Source organism: Pricia sp. (assembly GCF_041745955.1).
In the GTDB taxonomy this organism is placed as follows: Bacteria; Bacteroidota; Bacteroidia; order Flavobacteriales; family Flavobacteriaceae; genus Pricia.
This window is the reverse complement of sequence record NZ_JBGTHY010000520.1, coordinates 1-5,566: the sequence shown is the minus strand read 5'-3', so window position 1 is coordinate 5,566 and position 5,566 is coordinate 1. Positions and strand designations below refer to the sequence as shown.

4 protein-coding genes and 1 pseudogene are annotated in these 5,566 nt (G+C 44.6%); all 5 read right to left on the bottom strand.

What is annotated here, in order from left to right; translation table 11 throughout:
• The coding region (locus tag ACEW8S_RS18595; RefSeq protein WP_373519605.1) for a 1-acyl-sn-glycerol-3-phosphate acyltransferase at positions 1-3,516 on the bottom strand (3,516 nt) is incomplete at its 3' end.
• Positions 3,509-4,678, bottom strand: coding sequence for a DUF2062 domain-containing protein (locus tag ACEW8S_RS18590; protein ID WP_373519604.1), 1,170 nt, complete (start codon positions 4,676-4,678; stop codon positions 3,509-3,511). The genes ACEW8S_RS18595 and ACEW8S_RS18590, both read right to left, overlap by 8 nt.
• A gap of 63 nt (positions 4,679-4,741) precedes the next feature.
• A complete protein-coding gene (locus ACEW8S_RS18585; protein ID WP_373519603.1) occupies positions 4,742-4,978 on the bottom strand; it encodes a hypothetical protein in 237 nt (78 codons plus the stop codon).
• Between the two features lie 3 nt (positions 4,979-4,981).
• The gene (locus ACEW8S_RS18580) at positions 4,982-5,350 is read right to left on the bottom strand and encodes a 3-hydroxyacyl-ACP dehydratase (protein WP_373519602.1); all 369 of its coding nucleotides are present in this window, start codon (positions 5,348-5,350) and stop codon (positions 4,982-4,984) included.
• Between the two features lie 10 nt (positions 5,351-5,360).
• Positions 5,361-5,566: pseudogene (locus tag ACEW8S_RS18575) on the bottom strand (hypothetical protein); the annotation flags it as partial.

The window sequence follows — 5,566 nt, the reverse complement described above, 5'->3', positions numbered from 1 at the left end:
GAGAATCAGAATATTTACTTTATTTCCCAAAGTCTCCTCCACAGAATCAACGACTGTCATCTTACTGTTATTATGCGTCAAATAATTATTCTTCAATATCGCCCTCGCCTCTTTATTTTCTATGTAGGTTACGATTTTCCGATCAATAGAATCGAAGGCCATGAGCAGATCCAATTGTCCGAAGTCTTGGGATAAATGGACGATAGTATCCGCGTCGCCAACATTTTCAAGAATCTTTTTATAAGTTTCCGCATTATCCTTCAGGTCTTTTTTGACCGCTTTGTAGAGGATATCCCCCTTAAAGCGATAATTTTCCAAAATCAGTTTGTGCCAATATTTCGGACCCTCAATCTGGTCGCGCAGCCTTCTGAATTCCGACCTGAAATATTGGCCGATCTGTTTGGGGCGTTTGGAATAGGTTGTTGCGAACCGGGAATCGTCCGGAGAAATTCTTGGTAATATTTCAACGGTTATACTCCCATCGCGGATGATAAAACTCCCTTTGGGCGAGACTTCGGGGCAACCATGGATCAAAATGGGCAAAATGTCTAAATTAAGCTGTTCCGCTAAATAGAAGGCGCCTTTGTGGAACCGGCCTATCTTGTTCGTCGCCGATCGGGTGCCTTCGGGAAATGCAATGATGGAAAAGCCCTGTTCCAATTTTTGTTTTAGGAAGGCCTCGCCGCCTTCAATGCCGCCCGAAACGGGATAGGCACCGTGTAGTCTAGCTGCATAGCCGACCGTTTTGGAAGTATACACATGGTCTTTGACCAGATAGATGCATTTTGGGTGCAACATGCCCATGGCCAAAATATCCAAAAAGGAAGTATGGTTGGCAATCATCATCGCCGGCTTTTCAAAAGTTTCGTTGTGGCCATTGATTACTTTTTTGGACATAAAGGGATTCGTATACAACACCGATTTCATAAACTTCGAGGTCACCTTGTGCAGTCCCAATTGTTTTTTCTCCCTTGCCTTCGGATTTGATTTCAGGACTATCCACGAATACACGGAAAGTAGCAATCCTCCCACATCAAAATAGGCGAAGGATAAAAGGGATTGCACCAAAATCCTAGGTTGAATAAGCCTTTTACGGAGATCTCCTAAAAAAAGCCGGAACAGCAGCGGTTGAAGTGTAAAAGCGACGAATAGTGCACAGCCGATGCCGATAAGCGAGACTATGGAAATCGTATACAGCACCGGGTGTTTGGCAAAGATCATTACCCCAACACCAGCAATGGTGGTAATCACGGAGAGTATGATGGATGTTTTATGGATAGCAAGGGTCTTCTCGCCCGTACGGTACTCCGTCAACAAGCCGTTGGTCATAAAAATGCTATAATCGACGCCCAGCCCGAATATAAAACTACAGATGATAATATTGAAGATGTTGAACTCGATATGGAAGAGCCCCATAATACCCACCGTCAGAAACCAGGTCACGAAAATCGGAACGCTGGTAATCAGGGTTAGCGTAAGACTTCGGTAAAAGAGGAACAAAATCAAGAGCACCACTATTAGCGAATAGCGCAAAAGGCTATTGAAATCGTTCTTCAGGTTGCCCAAAAAAGTCTCATTGACGTTTTGCCGATCGATCAGCAGTGTATTGGGTATATCTTCAAATCGTTTTCTGATATCGGTTGCGTTGGCATCGTCGACCTTGATTAAAGAAGTAATCGTCGTGCCGTTTTCGTCCGTTACCACATAATCATCTAAAGAAAACGACTGGATCGCCCGGATTTCCGGAAGTTGTAAAGTTTTAAAATCGGTATCCAAAAGGGAATAGAACCGGGAAAAAGTAGACGGTTTAAAGCCCAGTTCGGAACCGCTCTCGATCAAGTTGTTTTTGAGGGAGTCAATTTTCGAGCTATCCCAAAACCGTTGCCAAGCCTCGATTTTATTTTGCTGCGTTTGATTTGACTTGACCAAAGTACCTATAGATCCGAAACTCACAATTTTACCGGTTTCACTCAGTTGTTCCAGTTGCGCAAAAAGGCTGTCGTTCCGTTGTAGAACTTCCTGAAGATTCTCGCCGTAAGTGGACAGGTACAGTGATTTCGAGCCGATGTCCGTAAGTTTTTCCAATCGTTCTCGCGCATCCAGTAAAGCTTGGGTCTCATAATTGAGCTTGGCAATATCTTGGTCGAAGAATACTTTGTTATAGGTGAAAATGCTGGTAACAAAGAGAACGGTCAATGCGGCAATGGCCCATTTACTTTTATGCCATTTAAAATTGGCCCATCGGTCCAATATCGTCTTTGTGGCGGTCAACGCCTTCTTGCCTTTGTACACCTGTGGGATAAAAAGCAATGCAAAAACGGAAGCACCAGACACACTGATTGCCGCGAAAATACCTAGGTCCTGTAATGCTTGTGAATTTAAAAACAGCAAACAGAGAAAAGCGCTGGCCGTGGTAAGGCTGCTGATCAAGACCGATGGGGCAACCGCCTTGAACAGGCTTTTCATATCCTCTCCGTTTCGGATGTGGGTCAAAATATGTAGCCCATAGTCCAAGGTCACGCCGAGCAAGACTGCGCCGATGCCTAGGGAAAGGGCCGAAATTGTATCGCGGATTAGGCACAAAAATGCGATAGCCAGCAAGCCGCCAAAAAAGGTCGGGGCGAAGAGGATCAGCGGCAGGATCAATTTTCGATAGAATAATATCAACAGAACAACGAGCAAGGTCAGCGCAATGCCCACCGTAAATTTTATATCCCGTTCAATTTGTCTTGCGTTGGATACCGCACTCAGGGCCGCCCCGAAATATTCACTGTTTACTTTTTCGCTGTATTTGGCATTCAAGTCATCCTGAACGGCATAGAGCGCATCGGAAAAGGGCAGGTTTTTGTTGGTTTGGCCGGAACCGAAGGCCGGAGTGATAAAAAGCAGGATGTTTTCTTCACGATCATTGAGAAGAAATCCATTCTTGAGCTTGAAGCCTTCCCCCAAACCCAGTTGACGTAATTTTTTGAGGGCTATGAAGGATAGTCCCAACGGATCCCGTATGATACTTTTTTTCGCAACGATACCGGTCGGGGATATCAAGGTGCGATAGTTTTCATTGGTAATCCTTGCAATGCTGTCTTTAGATAGTTTGTTTTGGATGGTCTCATAATCGAAAGCCTCCAAGAAGAGTGGAAGGTTTTCATAGATCAGATCAAAGGTCTTGGGCACATCTTCAGAAGCCACCCTCCCTTGAATGTTTTTGATGAATTCGCCTTGTCGGGATTCCACGCTATCTAAAAACTCGGTGGCGTATCGGGTCAGGTCATCGACGGTTCCGGTTTCCCCCTTTCGGATATTGACTACGATTTTATCGGTAAAGGCGATGGATTTCAGCACTTGCAGTGTCCGCTGGGTTTCTTCATTGGCGGGAATTAGGGACGAAATATCATCGTCGAATTCGATGTGCCGGACTATGCCCAGAAGTCCGCCAACAATACCCAACAGGCACAGAAGGGACAACCATCGTTTTTTGGCGATGGCCCCGTAGGCCCGTGAAAAGAAACTACCCATTTTTTACAGCGATTTTTCGTTTGTCCATTTGGGTCAGGGTGAAATAGCCTATCAGACCTGAAAGTATCGAAACTAGGGTGGCAAAGGCAAAACTTCCGATCAAATACGTTTTCAGTCCTTTTAAGGCCACAAGATTATCCATTATGTTTTCAGGGTTAAAGAAATTCTCTTCCCCGGTAATCCAAACCCCCGTCTGGACGCTTAAATACAGCACGAATGGAATAAAAGGGGGAAGGCTGATGTTCGAAAAGGCAAAGGCGATCGGTTTGTTCAATTTGAATAAAAAGGCCAGCCCGAGTACCAAAAGTGTATGTAGCCCCCAAAACGGACTCAGCCCTATAAAAAGGCCCAAAGCAATGGAAAGGGCTTTTTTTCGGGGGGAATCCTTGCTTCCCAAAATGTTTTCCGACAAGAATTTCGCAACTCCTTTTTTCTTGATTTTCCTAAAAAAGTCACGGGGTTTTATGTAGAAAAGAGTAACGAAGACGAAAACGGTATTCAATACGCTGATACGGGCAAAATCAGGCCCTTTTCGAAAATGGGACACCCTTTCCGCTTCATCATACGAGATTTTTACGGGAATATTTTTGACCAAAGTACCGCTCCAAGCTGCCTTGACGATGACCTCGATCTCAAATTCGAATTTCGGCGTGTACAAGGTCAGTTTTTCAATCTCCCTGAGCGGATACAACCGGTAGCCGCATTGGGTATCGGAAAGCCATGTGCCCGTTTCGAACCAGAACCAAAAATTCGAGAATTTGTTGCCAAAACTACTTGATCCGGGCACATCGTGCTGCTTCATATTGCGAGATCCGATGTATAGCACGTTTTTGGTCTCTTCCTGTTGCAAAGCTTCCAAAAAAACGGGAATATCCTCAGGGAAATGTTGCCCGTCCGAATCTATGGTTATCGCAAAATCGTAGCCGAGTTTCAGGGCCTCTTGAAATCCTATTTTTAAAGCGTTGCCCTTGCCCTTATTGTTTGGTAGGTGTATTTGATGGACTAAGGGATAATTTGCTAGTATTTCCATAGTGGCATCGGTAGCCCCGTCATTGACGACAACGTTGTTCTTGGTCACAGCTAGAACACCATCCAACACTCTCGCCAAGGTTCCGGCATTGTTGTACGTAGGGATGAGTATACAGCATTTAAGCTGTTGCATGGTGTTTTGAATATACGCGGTAGGGGTCGGCAATGGGCGGATGTTTGCCGTAAAGATAAGAATTCAAACCCTAACAAAGTTGCCTGCATATTCGGCCATCATGGTGGTCACGGCCCCTATGTAAACAACCAAGACCACATCATCATTTTTTCCTACTTCCGTTAAGTCTTCGAACATTTTCTTGGTGGCGCCCTCACTTTCGGAAGCTTTGCGATAGTCTTGTCGCACGGTCCCCAAATCTGGAGAAACGTATCCGGCACTAATACATTCTACAAAAAACAATAGAAGTTTTAGTTTCATGGATCAAGGCATTGCTTTAAAGGTTGCGCTGAGTTTCAAAGCCAAGGTATCATCGTAAGAAACGGTATTTTTCACTTTGACCGCGCCTTCTTCCTCCGAGATATTCAGCGCGACCTGTAAGGTCTCGTTCTTTTCTGGATTGATAATGGCCATAAACTTTACGTTGGAAACCACTGACAAAAACAGTTCTTTGTCCAAGGCCTTTTCCGTGAGTTCCTTGACCAGTTGAATGGTACAGACGCCCGGCATTATTGGATTTCCGGGAAAATGGCCTTTGAACACTTCGTGGTCTTTGTTCAGTTTTACCGAAGCTTCTACCGACCCATCGGTTTCGGTAAAGGATTGAATGCTGTAAAGTTCTTTGATCAACATGGTGTTTCGACTAAATTCGGTTTAACGTTATCGTCAATGGAAACGTTCTATGCAAAATCCGAACTTTTCCCGCAAGGCTATTCTTTATTTCGGAAAATAGGATGACCACTTTTTCCTTTCCGCTACCGACCCTCACAATCTTTTTTAGTGACCCGTCGGGACGGTAAAAATAATGTTTTTTGGATAGTATTTTGGTTTCGTAAACGATATCCACCT

Coding starts and splice junctions, on each gene's coding strand:
- ACEW8S_RS18590 (WP_373519604.1), bottom strand. CDS start 4,678: ATGCAACAGCTTAAATGCTGTATACTCATCCCTACGTACAACAATGCC.
- ACEW8S_RS18585 (WP_373519603.1), bottom strand. CDS start 4,978: ATGAAACTAAAACTTCTATTGTTTTTTGTAGAATGTATTAGTGCCGGA.
- ACEW8S_RS18580 (WP_373519602.1), bottom strand. CDS start 5,350: ATGTTGATCAAAGAACTTTACAGCATTCAATCCTTTACCGAAACCGAT.